Annotated in this window: 11 protein-coding genes, 2 tRNA genes, 1 rRNA gene and 1 riboswitch; of the genes, 8 read left to right on the forward strand and 6 right to left on the reverse strand. The window is 62.7% G+C overall.

Annotated elements, in window-relative coordinates; translation table 11 throughout:
* Window positions 1-15: 15 nt before the first annotated feature.
* Complete coding sequence (locus QA640_RS07375; protein WP_283040056.1) at window positions 16-864, reverse strand: chorismate mutase; 849 nt, start codon at window positions 862-864, stop codon at window positions 16-18.
* A 191-nt stretch (window positions 865-1,055) separates the two neighbouring features.
* A riboswitch (SAM riboswitch) is annotated at window positions 1,056-1,135 on the forward strand.
* 93 nt (window positions 1,136-1,228) lie between these two features.
* On the opposite strand from QA640_RS07375, the gene QA640_RS07380 reads away from it, so the two are divergent.
* Together QA640_RS07380 and metW are read left to right on the forward strand one after the other, a co-directional pair.
* Entirely contained in the window at window positions 1,229-2,428 is a 1,200-nt protein-coding gene (locus QA640_RS07380; protein WP_283040057.1) for a homoserine O-acetyltransferase, read from the forward strand.
* Between the two features lie 2 nt (window positions 2,429-2,430).
* Window positions 2,431-3,093, forward strand: a complete 663-nt coding sequence (metW, locus tag QA640_RS07385; RefSeq protein ID WP_283040058.1) for a methionine biosynthesis protein MetW — start codon at window positions 2,431-2,433, stop codon at window positions 3,091-3,093.
* A 238-nt stretch (window positions 3,094-3,331) separates the two neighbouring features.
* Here the strand turns inward: metW and QA640_RS07390 are convergent, their stop codons facing one another.
* Window positions 3,332-4,201, reverse strand: coding sequence for an alpha/beta hydrolase (locus QA640_RS07390; protein ID WP_283040059.1), 870 nt, complete (start codon window positions 4,199-4,201; stop codon window positions 3,332-3,334).
* 197 nt (window positions 4,202-4,398) lie between these two features.
* Here QA640_RS07390 and QA640_RS07395 point away from each other — a divergent pair, with 197 nt between their 5' ends.
* Window positions 4,399-5,052, forward strand: coding sequence for a TIGR02594 family protein (locus QA640_RS07395; RefSeq protein ID WP_283040060.1), 654 nt, complete (start codon window positions 4,399-4,401; stop codon window positions 5,050-5,052).
* Between the two features lie 107 nt (window positions 5,053-5,159).
* Here QA640_RS07395 and QA640_RS07400 read toward each other — a convergent pair whose 3' ends face one another.
* A complete protein-coding gene (locus tag QA640_RS07400) occupies window positions 5,160-5,948 on the reverse strand; it encodes an MOSC domain-containing protein (protein ID WP_283040061.1) in 789 nt (262 codons plus the stop codon).
* A gap of 256 nt (window positions 5,949-6,204) precedes the next feature.
* Here QA640_RS07400 and clpB point away from each other — a divergent pair, with 256 nt between their 5' ends.
* A complete protein-coding gene (clpB, locus tag QA640_RS07405; protein ID WP_283040062.1) occupies window positions 6,205-8,844 on the forward strand; it encodes an ATP-dependent chaperone ClpB in 2,640 nt (879 codons plus the stop codon).
* A 67-nt stretch (window positions 8,845-8,911) separates the two neighbouring features.
* On the opposite strand, the gene QA640_RS07410 is transcribed toward clpB, so the two are convergent.
* A complete protein-coding gene (locus QA640_RS07410; protein ID WP_283040063.1) occupies window positions 8,912-9,178 on the reverse strand; it encodes a hypothetical protein in 267 nt (88 codons plus the stop codon).
* A 42-nt stretch (window positions 9,179-9,220) separates the two neighbouring features.
* On the opposite strand from QA640_RS07410, the gene QA640_RS07415 reads away from it, so the two are divergent.
* Window positions 9,221-9,886 (forward strand): hypothetical protein, encoded by a 666-nt coding sequence (locus QA640_RS07415; protein ID WP_283040064.1) that lies wholly within the window; start codon window positions 9,221-9,223, stop codon window positions 9,884-9,886.
* A gap of 53 nt (window positions 9,887-9,939) precedes the next feature.
* Here the strand turns inward: QA640_RS07415 and QA640_RS07420 are convergent, their stop codons facing one another.
* Both QA640_RS07420 and QA640_RS07425 read right to left on the reverse strand, forming a co-directional pair.
* Entirely contained in the window at window positions 9,940-10,302 is a 363-nt protein-coding gene (locus QA640_RS07420) for an SPW repeat protein (protein WP_283040065.1), read from the reverse strand.
* 163 nt (window positions 10,303-10,465) lie between these two features.
* Window positions 10,466-12,535, reverse strand: a complete 2,070-nt coding sequence (locus QA640_RS07425; protein ID WP_283040066.1) for a M23 family metallopeptidase — start codon at window positions 12,533-12,535, stop codon at window positions 10,466-10,468.
* 1,003 nt (window positions 12,536-13,538) lie between these two features.
* On the opposite strand from QA640_RS07425, the gene QA640_RS07430 reads away from it, so the two are divergent.
* The 3 genes from QA640_RS07430 to QA640_RS07440 all read left to right on the forward strand — a co-directional run bounded on the left by QA640_RS07430 (window position 13,539) and on the right by QA640_RS07440 (window position 15,440).
* Window positions 13,539-15,027 (forward strand): 16S ribosomal RNA (locus QA640_RS07430).
* 225 nt (window positions 15,028-15,252) lie between these two features.
* Window positions 15,253-15,329 (forward strand) — tRNA-Ile (locus QA640_RS07435).
* A gap of 35 nt (window positions 15,330-15,364) precedes the next feature.
* A tRNA-Ala gene (locus QA640_RS07440) sits at window positions 15,365-15,440 on the forward strand.
* Window positions 15,441-15,829 lie beyond the last annotated feature (389 nt).

Below are 15,829 nucleotides of genomic sequence, written 5' to 3' on the forward strand. Positions count from 1 at the left end.
GGACGGCTCGAAATCCTAAGATCTCGTCCCGGTCGGGGGCACCGTATAGCGCGTTGCGTGGCTGCCGACGAGAGCCGTCGAGCGGACCGAGGCCCCCGCATCGATCAGGGCTGCCTTGATCTTGTCGAGGCTGATCGCAGACGTCACCGAGATCAGCAGCGCCGCGCCGTCGAAGGCGGTATCGGGCACCGCCACGATTTCGGCGAGCGGAGACAGCGCGCGGGCGATCTCGGCGTTCCAGCCGGAGACGCGCACGCTGAAGGTCTCGACCTCAGTCACCATGGCGCTATCGGCGACGCGCGAGACCACGAAGACGGGAAGCGCGGCCGGATGATCGGCACGCTCGACGAAGGGCAATCGGGCAATGATTTTCGGCGCGTCCGTCTCCTCGAGCAACAGCCACCACGGCGTGCGGCTCGAGGTCGCCGAGACCAGCGCCAGATCGCCCTTGGACCTCGCGACGGCTTCGACAGCCGCCTGCGCGCTGAAATGCGCGACGTAGGGGACGGTGAAGCCGAAATGGAAGCGCACGGAATCGCGCATCGCGGGCTCGCTGACGGAGATGTCGGCGTGCACCGAGAACGGCGCCTGCACGTAGGTGAATGTCGCGATGATGACGCGCCAGATACTCTCGACCGTGTCGAGCGGCAGGATGCCGCGATGACGCTCGACGAGGCGCTTCATCATATCGGCCTCGCGCGCGGGCCGGAACGCCGAGCCGACCTCCTGCGTCTGCTTGGCCTGAATCAGGCGATCGATGATGTCGCCGCGCTGCATCAGCAGGCGATGCACCTGCTCGTCGATCGCATCGATCTCCTTGCGTAATTCCTGGAGCGTTGGTGGCGCGGGCGGACGCTGGGACATAGCTGTCGGTCTGTCAGGGGCTCATGAAAGGCGGATCGGCTGAGTCGGATCCGCAGGCGCTATGGCTCTTGATTAGGCAGGATGGGCGCCGAAAGCAAAGAGAATTGACGGTCATTTCGCCTGACTTCGCGAGGCTCCCTTTGGTTAATCGGTACCTCGGCTTGACGAAAACCGCGCCAGCAACTAGTTTTTGCGTGTTCCGTGGTCATTTGAGCCGGCCGGCTTGCAGCCACGTTAAAAAACTCGCTAAACAGGCCGGGGACGCATCCGATCCCGGCCGAACCTATCGTTCAGGCCGGGTTTTTCATGGCCTGATGTCAGCGGCGGCTCGCAAGGGCTGATCGCAAACGAGGTCGATGGTCAGATGGTTGGCGTCACGTCAGTACCGAGCCCCGCGATCGCCGAAGAGCGCTCGCACGAGGCGGATCATCCGAGTTCGCAGGTTGCGTATTTCGGTGCCGAGCAGCCGTTGCCGCTCGATTGCGGCATCGACCTCAGCCCGTTCCAGATCGCCTACCAGACCTATGGCGAGCTCAATGCGGACCGCTCCAACGCGATTCTGATCTGCCATGCGCTGACCGGCGATCAGCATGTCGCGAACGTGCACCCTGTCACCGGCAAGCCCGGATGGTGGGAGACCTTGGTCGGTCCCGGCCGCCCCCTTGATCCTCAACACTACTTCATCATCTGCGCCAACGTGATCGGCGGCTGCATGGGCTCGACGGGGCCCGCCTCGCTCAATCCGGCGACCGGCAAGGTGTGGGGCCTTGATTTCCCGATCATCACGATCCCCGACATGGTGCGCGCGCAGGCGATGCTGATCGATCGCCTCGGCATCGACACGCTGTTTGCCGTGGTCGGCGGCTCGATGGGCGGCATGCAGGTGCTACAATGGACCGCGGCCTATCCTGAGCGCGTGTTCTCCGCGCTCGCGATCGCCTGCTCGACGCGGCACTCTGCGCAGAACATCGCCTTCCACGAGCTTGGCCGCCAGGCGGTCATGGCCGATCCCGACTGGCACAACGGCCGCTACACCGATCACGGCATCCATCCGCATCGCGGGCTCGCGGTGGCGCGGATGGCCGCGCACATCACCTACCTCTCGGATGCAGCGCTGCACCGCAAGTTCGGCCGGCGCATGCAGGACCGCGAACTACCGACGTTCTCGTTCGATGCGGACTTCCAGGTCGAGAGCTATCTGCGCTACCAGGGCTCGTCCTTCGTCGAGCGTTTCGATGCCAACAGCTATCTCTATCTGACGCGGGCGATGGACTATTTCGACATCGCCGGCGACCATGACGGCGTGCTGGCGAAGGCGTTTGCCGGCGTCAAGACACGCTTCTGCGTGGTGTCCTTCACCAGCGACTGGCTGTTCCCGACCTCGGAATCGCGCGCGCTGGTGCACGCGCTGAACGCGTCGAGCGCGCGGGTGTCGTTCGCCGAGATCGAGACCGATCGCGGCCATGACGCCTTCCTGCTCGACGTTCCCGAATTCTTCGATATCTCCCGCGCCTTCCTGCAATCCGCGGGGAAGGCGCGCGGCCTCAACGGCGAGGGTGGCTAGCGATGTCTGTGCAAGAAGTGCTGCCGCTCGAGGGTCTTGCGGCTGAACAGGAAGGTCACTACCGCTCCGATCATCTGCTGGTCGCGGAAATGGTCAGGCGCGGCTCGAAGGTGCTCGACGTCGGCTGTGGTGACGGCGATCTGTTGCAGCTCCTGGAAAACCGAGGCATCGACGGCCGCGGCATCGAGCTGTCGCGCGAAGGCGTCAACCGCTGCGTCGCCAAGGGGCTCGCGGTCGTGCAGGGCGACGCCGACACCGACCTCATCAACTATCCCGACGACGCCTTCGACTACGTCATCCTGTCGCAGACGCTTCAGGCGACGCGGCAGCCGAAGGTGGTGCTGGAAAACCTGCTGCGCATCGGCCACCGCGCGATCGTATCTTTCCCCAACTTCGGCTACTGGAAGATGCGGTTGCAACTCCTGATCGGCGGCCACATGCCGCGTACGGAGAACCTGCCGGCAACCTGGTATGACACCGCCAACATCCATTTCTGCACCATCAAGGATTTCGTCCAGCTCTGTGACGAGATCGGCGTGAAAATGGAGCGCGCCGAGGCGCTCGATCTCTATGGCCGCCCGCTGCGCCTGCGGCTGCCGTGGTGGGTGTGGAATCTGTTCGGCGAGCAGGGGGTGTTTCTGCTGAGCCGCGGACAGGCGAAGTAACCACCGTCATTGCGAGGAGCGAAGCGACGAAGCAATCCAGAGTCTATCCGCGGAGGGATTCTGGATTGCTTCGCTGCGCTCGCAATGACGACGTTGTTGGACGGGCTTGTCGCACGCTCAACCGTCATCGCCCGGCTTGACCGGGCGATCCAGTATTCCAGAGACGGCAGTCGTATGCGGATAGGCTGCGGCGTACTGGATGCCCCGCTTTCGCGGGGCATGACAACGGAGGAGGTGGCTATGAACTCGTAGGCACCGACCTCGGATCGCGCACTGGCCATCGCCCGGCTTCCACGAGCGTGATGAACCGCTCCACCGTCGCATTGAACAGCGCGGGCTCCTCGAGATTGAGCACGTGGCCGGACTTCGGAAACATCGCGAGGCCCGCGGCCGGTAAATGCCTCTTCAGGAACAGGCTTGGCGCGACGCATGGGTCGTCCTCGTCGCCGCAGATGATCAGCGCCGGCGTCGCCACGTGTTTGATCGCCTCCGTCATGGTGTAGATCGAGGGACGGCCGCCCTGGAAGCCGCGCATGGTGTTGGCCGAGCCCCTGGAATCGTGCCGCGCGAGTGCGGCATAGAAATCGGCGTGGCCGCGCGGGTCTTTGACCAGGAAGGGAATGCGGCTCGGCGCCTCGCGCGTGACTTTGGCAACTTCCGCTGAGCCCAGCGTTTCGAACTGCTCGGCGTTGGCGCGGCACTGCTTGCGCCAGGCTTCGAGATTGTCGAGCTCCGAGCCGGAGCCGACGCCGGCCAGCGTCATCGACAGCGCGCGTTGCGGCGCGCTCAATCCGATCTGAAGCGACGAATAGGCGCCCATCGAAAGCCCGACGAGATGAGCCTTGTCGATGCCGAGATGGTCGAGCACCGCGAGCGCGTCGGTGTAGAAGTGCTTGTAAGTATAGACGTCGGCTGACGCGGGCACGTCCGACGGCGCATAGCCACGCGCCGAATAGGAAATACAGCGATGGCCGCGCGAGAAGTAGCGCATCTGCGGCTCCCAATTGGAGTAGTCGGCCGCGAATTCGTGCAGGAAGATGATCGGTGTGCCGTGGCCTGCTTCCTCGAAGTAGAGGCGGCAATCGTCCTTCGACGTCGCGTAAGGCATAGAAGTCCTCCCGACACTGTTGCGGCATTGGAATGCCGTTCTGCATTTCACGCATGAAGGTTCTAACACCTGTTAACCGGCGCGCAAAATCACTGCCGACGTGTCTTGATCTCGCCACATCAGGATTCTGATAAGCCCGCGGATGTCGGCCACCGCACGGGCCGACGGGATCTGGGGGTGTCAACGAAGGATGAAGAATGTTTGAGTTGTTTGCGTACGGCCGGCTGCGTCACGTCATCGCGCTGGCTCTCTTCTCCGCGGCGTTCGCCGCATCTATCTCTCCAGCATCGGCACGGTCTCATCGTCACAGCGCAGGGCGGCACGCTTACGTGCATCACGCCGCGCACCATGCCGGCAGGCATCATCACTATCGCCACGCGCGCAACTCGCGCTTCGAGCGCGGCGCCGCGCAGTTGCAGGCGAAAGGCTTCGTGAACACGCAGGCGAGTTATGAGCCGAGTGCCAATGCTGGCGGCACGGCGATGTCAGGCGGCTTGGGCGGCGACTCGGGTCTCGTCTCCGAAGCGCGCCGCTATCTCGGCGGCAATCCGACCGGGCGCGGCAGCTTGTGGTGCGCGCGCTTCATGAACATGGTGCTCCAGCACACCGGCCATCAGGGCACTGGCTCCGACATGGCGAGCTCGTTCGCGCGCTACGGAACGCGTGTCTCCGGTCCGCAGGTCGGCGCCATCGCAGTGATGTCGCGCGGCAGCCGGGGCGGCCATGTCGGCATCATCACCGGCATCGACGCCAAGGGCAATCCGATCATGATCTCCGGCAACAACGGCAATCGCGTCCGCGAGGCGCCGGTCTCGCGCGGACGGATCTATGCCTATGTGATGCCGAATTGACGGCGTCGTAAGGTGGGCAAAGGCGCGAAGCGCCGTCCCCCACCATCGGTCCGCATCTTGCGAAAAGAGTTGGTGGGCACGCTTCGCGTTGCCCACCCTGCGCGAGCTCACACCAGCTTCGGTTCCTCCACTGCAACGGCGTCGCCGACGCCGATCTCGCCGTCTGCGATCACCTCGCCATAGACGCCGCAATCCATGTGGCCGAGGTGGCGCATGATTGTGGGCGGAATCTCGAGGTCGCGCATCGCCGTCTCCGGATCGACATTGGTGGCTGCGCAGCGGACGATGCGCTTGACGATTTTCAGTCGTGCCGCGCCGATCGCAATTGTCTGGCCGACGAGGTCGAGCTCGTGCCACGCCGGCCATCCCTGGAGGTAGAGATTGGCGCGGAAGCGCAGGGGATGAACGGCGGCGCCACCGAGCATCTCCTCGATGGCGCGCACGCTGCCGAGATTGATGATGGAGACGACCTTGCGGGCGACGTCCGAGAAGCTGTGGTCGCGCCCCGACAGCACCTTTGGCGGACCCCGCAGCTCGCTCTGGAAATTGCCGGTGAAATAGCTCGCGATGGCAGCGCGCCCGCTGGCCGTCTCCAGGTCGCCGCTGGCGACGACCTGACCGTCCTTGCGGATCGTCAGAAGGTTGGTCGCGTCCTCGAACCGGCTATGCAGGGCCGCCAGCCGCTCATTGCGCATCAGCATCAGGAACTGGGACTTGGGCATCCATTGCGGCGCCTGCGGATCGAACCCGCTCGGGCCATTCTCGATGGCATAGCGGCGGTCAGCCGGCAGGGTCTGGCCGACCCGCAGAGCGACGCGGGGCAGGGGCTCGGGCGTGAGGCCTTTGACCGGGTAGCGGTAAAGGCCGGTGATCTCGGCAATCGGGCTGGCAATCATGGTGCTAGTTAAGGGATTCGACCTGCCGGCGCCAAGCGGGCCGTTCAGCTCTCGAGCTTTGCCGCGCACGAATTTGTGAAGAAGCCTCTTCCGTTCCCGTGACTTGGTTCCCACATCTGCGTCAGGCCGGCGCCAGTGTCGGGCCGCCAAGCACCGCTGCCGGTTGAGGAACGTCAATGCGGCCAGCGGAAACCCAATGAAGATGCCGCTTGGAGTGCCTTAGAGGGCTCCAGGGGCAGGCCGAGGGACAGACAAGATGAACATTGAAAAGTACACCGAACGCTCCAGGGGCTTCATCCAGTCCGCGCAGTCGCTCGCGATGCGCGAAGGGCACCAGCAGTTTTCGACTCTCCACCTCCTGAAAGTCCTCCTTGACGACAATGAGGGCCTGGCCGCCGGTCTGATCGACCGTGCCGGCGGCAATTCCCGCGCAATTCTGAAGGCGACCGAGGATGCCCTGAACAAGGTGCCGAAGGTTTCCGGTGGCGGCGCCGGGCAGATCTATCTGGCGCCTGAGCTCGCCCGCACCTTCGACGCCGCCGAAAAGGCCGGCGAGAAGGCCGGCGACAGCTTCGTCACGGTCGAGCGTCTGCTGCTCGGGCTCGCGCTCGAAAAGAGCAGCGAAGCCGGCACGATCCTCAACAAGGGCGGCGTCACCCCGCAGAACCTCAACGCGGCGATCGAGGCGCTGCGCAAGGGTCGTACGGCTGACAGCGCGACCGCCGAGAATGCCTATGACGCGCTGAAGAAGTACGCCCGCGACCTCACGCAAGCGGCGCGCGATGGCAAACTCGATCCGGTGATAGGCCGCGACGAGGAGATCCGCCGCACCATCCAGGTGCTCTCCCGCCGCACCAAGAACAATCCCGTGCTGATCGGCGAGCCCGGCGTCGGCAAGACCGCCATCGTCGAGGGCCTTGCGCTGCGCATCGTCAACGGCGACGTGCCCGAAAGCCTCAAGGACAAGAAGCTGCTCTCGCTCGACCTCGGCGCGCTGATTGCCGGCGCGAAGTACCGCGGCGAGTTCGAGGAGCGGCTGAAGGCCGTGCTCCAGGAGGTCACCGCGACCGAGGGCACCTTCATCCTGTTCATCGACGAGATGCATACGCTGATCGGCGCCGGCAAGGCCGACGGCGCGATGGATGCATCGAACCTGCTCAAGCCCGCGCTTGCCCGCGGCGAGCTGCACTGCATCGGCGCGACCACGCTCGATGAGTACCAGAAGCACGTCGAGAAGGATGCGGCGCTGGCGCGGCGCTTCCAGCCGATCTTCGTCAGCGAACCCTCGGTCGAGGATACGATCTCGATCCTGCGCGGGCTCAAGGACAAGTACGAGCAGCACCACGGCGTGCGGATCGCCGATTCCGCGTTGGTGGCGGCGGCGACGCTGTCCAACCGCTACATCACCGACCGTTTTCTGCCGGACAAGGCGATCGACCTCATGGACGAGGCCGCCGCGCGGTTGAAGATGCAGGTCGATTCCAAGCCCGAGGAGCTGGATTCGCTGGATCGCGAGATCATCCGGCTCAAGATCGAGCAGGAAGCTCTGAAGAAGGAAAGCGACCTCGGCTCCAAGACCCGCCTCCAGGCGCTGGAGAAGGAGCTCGCCGATCTCGAGGAGAAATCGGCGACGCTGACGCAGCGCTGGAGCGCGGAGAAGAACAAGCTCTCCAACGCCCAGAAGCTCAAGGCCGAGCTCGATGCCCTGCGTGTCGAGCTTGCCAATGCGCAGCGGCGCGGCGAATTCCAGCGCGCGGGCGAGCTGGCCTATGGCCGGATCCCGGAGCTGGAGAAGAAGCTCGCCGATATCGAGGCGCGCGAAGGCTCAGGTGAGATGATGGAGGAGGCGGTCACCGCCAACCACATCGCGCAGGTGGTCTCGCGCTGGACCGGCGTGCCCGTCGACAAGATGCTGGAAGGCGAGAAGGAAAAGCTCCTCAAGATGGAGGAGGCGCTCGGCAAGCGCGTCGTCGGCCAAGCTGAGGCCGTGCATGCGGTCGCGACCGCGGTGCGCCGCTCGCGTGCGGGGTTGCAGGATCCGAACCGGCCAATCGGCTCGTTCATGTTCCTGGGCCCGACCGGCGTCGGCAAGACCGAGCTGACCAAGGCGCTCGCGGAGTATCTGTTCAACGACGAGACCGCGATGGTCCGCCTCGACATGTCCGAATACATGGAGAAGCACTCGGTGTCGCGGCTGATCGGCGCGCCTCCGGGCTATGTCGGCTATGACGAGGGCGGCGCGCTCACTGAAGCGGTGCGGCGCCGGCCTTACCAGGTCGTGCTGTTCGACGAGATCGAGAAGGCGCATCCGGATGTCTTCAACGTCCTGTTGCAGGTGCTCGACGATGGCCGGCTGACCGACGGTCAGGGCCGCACCGTCGACTTCCGCAACACGCTGATCATCATGACCTCGAACCTCGGTTCGGAATTTCTTGTGAATCAACCGGAAGGCGAGGATTCCTCAGCTGTCCGGGAGCAGGTGATGGCGACGGTGCGGGTGCATTTCAGGCCTGAATTCCTGAACCGCGTCGACGAGATCATCCTGTTCCACCGCCTCCAGAAGAGCGAGATGGGCCGGATCGTCGAAATCCAGTTCGCACGGCTCACGAAGCTGCTCACCGATCGCAAGATCACGCTGACGCTGGATGGCGCAGGCCGCGACTGGCTCGCTGCCAAGGGCTGGGACCCGGCCTATGGCGCGCGGCCGCTGAAGCGGGTGATCCAGCGCTATCTCCAGGATCCGCTCGCGGAGATGATCCTGGCTGGCGATGTGAAGGACGGCGACACCGTCGTGATCTCCACCGAGGGCAACGTGCTGACCTTCAACGGCAAGGCGCAGCAGACAGCCGAGATCGCCCAGTTCGAAGCGCCGGTGCCGAAGAGAAAGCTGAACTGAGCGAACCGCTCGCAAGCGACACGCACCCCGGAAGAGGCCTCCTTTCCGGGGTGATTTTTTGTCTGCTTTAGCTGATCGCGGGGGCGGGGCCTGAATCGGCCGCGTCATCCTCGTCGCCGCCCTCTTCGAGCTCGGACAGGATATCCACCAGCTCGCGCACGCGGCCATGTGCCAGCGGTCGCAGGTCGTTGATCATGGGCTCGTCATTGGCGAGCCAGGCCTGGGCTTCGGCGAGCTCTTCGATGGTTGCGCCGGTTCCGATGATCTGGGCAATGGTGACGTCGTCAGCCCCGCTGACGGCCTTGATGACGTCGTCGCGTGAGAGGCTCCCCATGAATTGTCCTCCTCTTGGCTCGATCGCCTGGAATCAATCGTCATGATCGCCGGTTGGTTCCGCCATACCGGATTCGGGGCAGCCCTCTGCGGCTGGAGGATAGTTAATGAAACTGCCGCCACCGAAGGTAGTTGCCCAAATGGACTCGCCGGTTGGACGGCGCGATCCTGTGCCGGAACCCACCCGGCAATCACGCTATCCTCAAGTCAAAACGCCTCGCGATCCCTGTTGGTCGCAATGGCGAAACTTGCCTTGAGGCCCGGCGAATCCCAACCAGCACAGGGTATCGCCATGAACAGGAATCTCGTCTCCCACAATCGACCCATCTTCGATCAACTTCATCCAAAGATTTACGGTGTGGCCGTCGGCCTTGTCGCCTGGTTCGCGCTGATGGCCTGGGTGCTGTTCGATCGCAACAGCGATGTCAGTCTCTCGCTGGCCTTCGTGACCCTGTTGTTCGCGGTTGCGGTGGGGATTCCCTGGATCTTGTCGCGGGTCTGGAGACGGCATCGGCTGCCCCATGAGCCGTATCCGCAGGAGCAACCCACGTTGCATGATTGGGAGGCTGGCGATTTCAGTGTCTGGGGCGCGAAGCTTCACGGCATGCACGCCGCGATCGACGTATTGTTGCCGCTGATGGCCGTCTCGTTCGGCCTGACGGCAATCGGGATCGTCTTCCTCATTGTGAGAGCGTCGGTGCTGTCGTAATGCCGCTTGGGGCGCAATCCCGCCCGCGGGCGGGCGGGATTGCGCATCGCCTACTAGCGGCTTGTGGTAAGGCGCGGCGGGTTCTGGGACATGATCCAGAGTTCGACGGCGGCCAGGACGGCGACCAAGATGCCGACCACCACGTGGACTGTCATGGCTGTCCTGTTGCCGTGGAAGCCGAGCACCCAAGGCGCGATAAGCGTCCAAAGGCCGACGATCAGATTCAGCCACTCTTCCCACACCGCGAAGGCTGCAAGCGCCGCGATGGCCAGGATCGCAATCACAATGCCTGCGATGTACGCGTTTTGAGAGGCCGCTCCGGCATCGAATCCAAATATCCAGGGCGAGAAAAACAGGAATGCGCCGAGGATCAGGTTTGCGACGTCGCACAATTTCGCGTTCGTCCAATTCTCCATGATATCCTCCGATAAGCCCTGCCCCGCTTGCCTATACAACCGGGCCGAGACCCAGGGGGTTCCTGCCGGTTCCAACGAAATTGATGAATAACTAGTAGGGGTTACGGCGTCCGGCGCGGCCGGGCCGGCCGTCATCAGGTCGGCCGTCGCGCGGCTGCCAAGCTCAGCGGTTGGTGACCTGGAGCGGGCCGCCGGTTGCATCCGAGATGCGGGCGATGCCGCTTGAGCGGTTGCTCATCATCGCCTCGATGCGGTCGCGCTCCTTCTCGAAGCCCACCATGATCGGCCCTTCGAGCGAGCGGCCGCGCGGCAGCTTGACCCGCAGCGGATCGACGAAGCGGCCGTTGACCAGGATTTCGTAGTGGACGTGCGGACCGGTCGACTGGCCAGTCGAGCCGACGAAGCCGATCACTTGGCCCTGCCGCACCTTCTTGCCGACCTCCATGCCCTTGGCGAAGGCTGACATATGGCCGTAGGCGGTCTCGTAGCCGTTGGAATGCTTGATGCGGATGTATTTGCCGTAGCCGCCCTCTGGGCCGACCTTTTCGAGGACGCCGTTGCCGGAGGCGAAGATCGGCGTGCCGTAGGCGGTGGCCCAGTCGACGCCGGTGTGCATCTTCACATAGCCCAGGATCGGATGGCGGCGGCCGCCGAAGCCGGAGCGCATGATGGCGTTGTTCACGGGCTTGCGGACCAGGAACTTCTTCGCGCTCTTGCCGGTCTCGTCGTAGTAGTCGACGACGCCGTCATCGGGACTCTGGAAGCGGTAGTATTTCTTGGTCTCGCCGCCGACCGTGAGCGAGGCGAACAGCACCTCGCTCTTGTCGGTTGCCGTCACGCCCTCGTCCTCGCCGGCGTAGAAGACGTCGAAGGAGTCGCCCGGCTGCACCTTGCGCTGGAAGTCGACGTCGTAGGAGTAGATCTTGATCATGTCGTCGATGACCGGCATCGGCACCTTGTTGCGCATCGCGGTCTCGTAGATGCTCTGGTAGAGCCGCACGCCAGTACCGTCGTCATCGTCATCGTCGTCGCTGTTGGCATTTGCGGCCGTGTCGGCGACGGTATTCATGCTCGAAACGTCGACCGCGACGTATTTGCCGAGATCGGACAGCGCTGCGATCGCCTCGACCATGGTATCGGTGGCGACGACGACGCGGAATGGCTGGAGCCGGGCGCCGGGGCTTGCAGGCGCCATCAGGATGCGGAGCTTCTCGCCTTCCTTGAGGCCGCCGTCGCGGCCGCGGGGCCCGAGCGTGGCTGCAATCGCCTTGATCTCTTCGGGCGTCGCGCCGAGGTCGCGCAGCACGGAGGCAACCGAGTCGCCCTTTCTGACGATGTGCACGCGCTCGCCATTGGGATTGCCGCCGGTGATCTGTTCCTTGGTCTTCGGCAGCAGCGTGACGTTTTCCGGCACCACGCGCGTCTCGAAGCCAGCATAGGGGTCGGACGGCGAGGCCTCGGTGGCGTAGGCCATCTTGATGTCGGACTGCGCGCCGGTCGCGCCCGAGACGTCGGCGGTGGCATTGGCGAGCGCAGCATATCGGACGCCGCCGCCGTTGCCGCGCCAGTTGGCGGCATCGCGTACCCGCATCAGGATGTCGTCGAGCGCCACGACGGCGGCGATCTTCGCCTTCGGCAGCACCGGCGTCAGATCCTTGGTGATGAAGGAGACTTCGGCGTCGGGCTCGACGGCTTCGGGATTGTTGGGATCGTCGGACGCGGTCTTCGGATCGGAGCCGACGTCGGTCAGAAGGCGCTGGGCGTTGAACGGCGGGATCTTGGCCGACAGATCGCTCGTCGTCATCGAGAGGTTACCGGCGATGCGGACGAAGGGCCGCACCCGCATCACGTCGCGGTTGCCGACGCGGGCCACCGTCGAGACGCGCACCACGCTGCGCGAGGCGGTGGATTCACCGGGCGGCGGCAGGCGGTCGCTCTTGTGCAGGGTGGCGGCGCGATCATTGGCGCCAAACGCACCGCGCAGCACGCCTTCGACGCGCTCCGGCACCTTGGCAAAGGTCATCTCGCCGTCGAGCGAAGCGAAAACGGCGCCGCCGATCAAGGCTGCGCCGCAGAGCCCGGTCAGAATCGTGCCGCTGAACCATTGTACGGAGACGCGACGGCGATCGATGACGGCAGCTTCGGAACCATCGACGGAAAGCGGCGGCTCGTGGCCGAGATCGATGATCCCGGTCTCACGCCCATAACCCCCGCGTGGCGCCCTATGGTTCAACCCAAGTCCCCCAATGTCACCGACATGCGCGAAGCCTGCTCCCGCGCCTTGCCGTCCTCGCCCTCTTCAAGGGGGATCTTCGGACCAGGGCGCGCCGCTTGAAGACGCTCGTCAGCCAGAAAGCCCTCGACGGGCCGGCCGAGTTCACGAACAGCGAAGCGGATGAAAGTCTCTCGATGTCTCTCGAATGTCCTGGGAAGGCAGCTGCATCTTTCAGATCGCCTCCCCCGGACCAGTGAAAATCGCCGGCAGCCCCCACTGGCGTCCAGCGATTCAAGCTTCTGTCATACCAGAACGCCGCGGGATTGTGGCTCTAGTACGGCGCCAAATCCTGAAAAAGTTTCCCGATCGGTGCGGGGCCCGAGCTGCCGTCGCGAGGCTCCCTGGGGCTCCTTCGGAACCCAATTTTTTTCTCTCGCGGACCAAACTTTTTTCCTGATTTTCTCCGAGAGCGTCGTCGGAGGCCAAAGCCCCTGTCGCGTAAGCCTCGGAAAACACCGGACTTTTTCCGCAGTGCACACGGGCTTTGGCCGTGCGACGATTTGTTGACAATACCCGTTGACAACGCCGAGGGGAGGGGCCTATAAGCACGACCACTGAGCGCGGCGCCGCCGGGTCACTGACCAAGGCGAGCGAACGCGCCACTGATGCTCCTCACCTTGGTTGAGTGACACAACAGCCGACGCAAATCGGTTGGAGTCATTCATCGTCGGTAAGGGTGTCGGAACCCTTCCTCCCAGGAAGGTTGGGACCTCTCCGGTCCCGGGCTGTTTGACAAGTGAAGATGAAGAAAGAGAAACGTGGACGGCGGAGTCCTTGCGGGTCTCGCTTCTGAAGAGCTTCGGCTTTTCTGATCGAGACCGGACGAAAGACTTCGGCGGTACACGTTTCAAAGGTAACACCATGACCTCTTCGGAGGTCAGTTCGTCAGCGATGTGAATCGCTGTGCGAGTATGGTGGGACCTCGTCAAACGTTGTGATCAGCCGGTTCAAAGTTCAAGTCCAACTTGAGAGTTTGATCCTGGCTCAGAGCGAACGCTGGCGGCAGGCTTAACACATGCAAGTCGAGCGGGTGTAGCAATACATCAGCGGCAGACGGGTGAGTAACGCGTGGGAACGTACCTTTTGGTTCGGAACAACACAGGGAAACTTGTGCTAATACCGGATAAGCCCTTACGGGGAAAGATTTATCGCCGAAAGATCGGCCCGCGTCTGATTAGCTAGTTGGTGAGGTAACGGCTCACCAAGGCGACGATCAGTAGCTGGTCTGAGAGGATGATCAGCCACATTGGGACTGAGACACGGCCCAAACTCCTACGGGAGGCAGCAGTGGGGAATATTGGACAATGGGGGCAACCCTGATCCAGCCATGCCGCGTGAGTGATGAAGGCCCTAGGGTTGTAAAGCTCTTTTGTGCGGGAAGATAATGACGGTACCGCAAGAATAAGCCCCGGCTAACTTCGTGCCAGCAGCCGCGGTAATACGAAGGGGGCTAGCGTTGCTCGGAATCACTGGGCGTAAAGGGTGCGTAGGCGGGTCTTTAAGTCAGGGGTGAAATCCTGGAGCTCAACTCCAGAACTGCCTTTGATACTGAAGATCTTGAGTCCGGGAGAGGTGAGTGGAACTGCGAGTGTAGAGGTGAAATTCGTAGATATTCGCAAGAACACCAGTGGCGAAGGCGGCTCACTGGCCCGGTACTGACGCTGAGGCACGAAAGCGTGGGGAGCAAACAGGATTAGATACCCTGGTAGTCCACGCCGTAAACGATGAATGCCAGCCGTTAGTGGGTTTACTCACTAGTGGCGCAGCTAACGCTTTAAGCATTCCGCCTGGGGAGTACGGTCGCAAGATTAAAACTCAAAGGAATTGACGGGGGCCCGCACAAGCGGTGGAGCATGTGGTTTAATTCGACGCAACGCGCAGAACCTTACCAGCCCTTGACATGTCCAGGACCGGTCGCAGAGACGTGACCTTCTCTTCGGAGCCTGGAACACAGGTGCTGCATGGCTGTCGTCAGCTCGTGTCGTGAGATGTTGGGTTAAGTCCCGCAACGAGCGCAACCCCCGTCCTTAGTTGCTACCATTTAGTTGAGCACTCTAAGGAGACTGCCGGTGATAAGCCGCGAGGAAGGTGGGGATGACGTCAAGTCCTCATGGCCCTTACGGGCTGGGCTACACACGTGCTACAATGGCGGTGACAATGGGATGCGAAGACGCAAGTCCTAGCAAATCTCAAAAAGCCGTCTCAGTTCGGATTGGGCTCTGCAACTCGAGCCCATGAAGTTGGAATCGCTAGTAATCGTGGATCAGCACGCCACGGTGAATACGTTCCCGGGCCTTGTACACACCGCCCGTCACACCATGGGAGTTGGCTTTACCTGAAGACGGTGCGCTAACCAGCAATGGAGGCAGCCGGCCACGGTAGGGTCAGCGACTGGGGTGAAGTCGTAACAAGGTAGCCGTAGGGGAACCTGCGGCTGGATCACCTCCTTTCTAAGGATGATCCTTCAGAGAGCTCACGCTCACTATCGGATCGTTTTAGAAACATCGGGGGCCAACAGATCGCCAGATCGTTGAGCTCCATTGGCGGGATTTCGCCGTCTTCGTTTCTCTTTCTTCGCGGACGAACACGCGCCGGGGCTGCGCTGTGCGATTGCGTTGGCGCTTGCCGCCGGCCGCACGCGAGCAAGACCCTAGTCCTTGTGAGGATATGCGTTGGGGCTTGTAGCTCAGTTGGTTAGAGCGCGCGCTTGATAAGCGTGAGGTCGGAAGTTCAAGTCTTCCCAGGCCCACCACTTTCATCGAGTGTAAGCATTCGTCTTCTGGTTACGGGGCCATAGCTCAGCTGGGAGAGCGCGTGCTTTGCAAGCATGAGGTCGTCGGTTCGATCCCGTCTGGCTCCACCAGATGGTTTGATCATCGGCGCATCGTGCAGCCAAATCGTCCGCGAAACATCACTTCGCACTTGCTAGTCCGGATGGACAGTGAGCTGCGTGTTTTCTGACATCGTAAAGAGGAGATCGATCCGAGTTGGGTCGTGCAGCATATCGTTGCGCGAGCCTTCATTATCTCCGGATCATTTCGGCGCTCGCTTCCAGCCGTGAGGTTGGCCGCGAGTTGTAAATGATCCTTTTAGCGAAGCTTGACCGCCTCGCTATCGGACCGATCTTACGAAGCAAGCTGGTCTTTCTAGTCAATGTCCGGCTGCGACAATCGCGTTCATCGAGAACGCGTGCCTTCAATGGAAGTTGCGCAGACAACATTCTGCCGAGTGTGTGGACATTGATAATGAGAG

It is taken from the genome of Bradyrhizobium sp. CB82 (assembly GCF_029714405.1).
Classification (GTDB): Bacteria; Pseudomonadota; Alphaproteobacteria; order Rhizobiales; family Xanthobacteraceae; genus Bradyrhizobium.

What these genes read in the sequence shown, in the direction of transcription:
- metW (WP_283040058.1), top strand. Translation starts at nt 2,431, where the DNA reads ATGTCTGTGCAAGAAGTGCTGCCGCTCGAGGGTCTTGCGGCTGAACAG.
- QA640_RS07415 (WP_283040064.1), top strand. Translation starts at nt 9,221, where the DNA reads ATGATCGCCGGTTGGTTCCGCCATACCGGATTCGGGGCAGCCCTCTGC.
- QA640_RS07400 (WP_283040061.1), bottom strand. Translation starts at nt 5,948, where the DNA reads ATGATTGCCAGCCCGATTGCCGAGATCACCGGCCTTTACCGCTACCCG.
- QA640_RS07420 (WP_283040065.1), bottom strand. Translation starts at nt 10,302, where the DNA reads ATGGAGAATTGGACGAACGCGAAATTGTGCGACGTCGCAAACCTGATC.
- clpB (WP_283040062.1), top strand. Translation starts at nt 6,205, where the DNA reads ATGAACATTGAAAAGTACACCGAACGCTCCAGGGGCTTCATCCAGTCC.
- QA640_RS07410 (WP_283040063.1), bottom strand. Translation starts at nt 9,178, where the DNA reads ATGGGGAGCCTCTCACGCGACGACGTCATCAAGGCCGTCAGCGGGGCT.
- QA640_RS07375 (WP_283040056.1), bottom strand. Translation starts at nt 864, where the DNA reads ATGTCCCAGCGTCCGCCCGCGCCACCAACGCTCCAGGAATTACGCAAG.
- QA640_RS07395 (WP_283040060.1), top strand. Translation starts at nt 4,399, where the DNA reads ATGTTTGAGTTGTTTGCGTACGGCCGGCTGCGTCACGTCATCGCGCTG.
- QA640_RS07380 (WP_283040057.1), top strand. Translation starts at nt 1,229, where the DNA reads ATGGTTGGCGTCACGTCAGTACCGAGCCCCGCGATCGCCGAAGAGCGC.
- QA640_RS07390 (WP_283040059.1), bottom strand. Translation starts at nt 4,201, where the DNA reads ATGCCTTACGCGACGTCGAAGGACGATTGCCGCCTCTACTTCGAGGAA.